Raw genomic sequence first — 426 nt, 5'->3', positions numbered from 1 at the left:
CTTGTGACCTCACCCTTATCAGGGGTGCACTCTAACCAGCTGAGCTATAGGCCCTTAATAAATGGTGGAGAATAGCGGGATCGAACCGCTGACCTCCTGCGTGCCAAGCAGGCGCTCTCCCAGCTGAGCTAATTCCCCATAAACAATTAGCTTTATCATCAATCTTTGAAATCTAAACAAGAATCAATTGAGTTTATAATGAAGTAATAGTTGTGAGACTTATTACTTTGTACTCTAGAAAGGAGGTGATCCAACCGCAGGTTCTCCTACGGTTACCTTGTTACGACTTCACCCCAGTCGCTGATTCCACTGTGGACGGTAACTAGTTTAGTATTCCGGCTTCGAGTGAAATCAACTCCCATGGTGTGACGGGCGGTGAGTACAAGACCCGGGAACGTATTCACCGTAGCATGGCTGATCTACGAT

General features: G+C 46.7%; 1 tRNA gene and 1 rRNA gene. Both read right to left on the bottom strand.

The window, feature by feature from the left end:
- Positions 1 to 62: 62 nt before the first annotated feature.
- A tRNA-Ala gene (locus E4U03_RS12620) sits at positions 63 to 138 on the bottom strand.
- Positions 139 to 238: 100 nt separating this feature from the next.
- A 16S ribosomal RNA gene (locus E4U03_RS12615) occupies positions 239 to 426 on the bottom strand; the annotation flags it as partial.

Origin of the sequence: Rothia nasimurium (assembly GCF_004569295.1) — a bacterium.
GTDB lineage: Bacteria > Actinomycetota > Actinomycetes > Actinomycetales > Micrococcaceae > Rothia > Rothia nasimurium_B.
The sequence above is the reverse complement of the archived record's forward strand: the minus strand, read 5'-3'. Positions and strand labels throughout refer to the sequence as shown.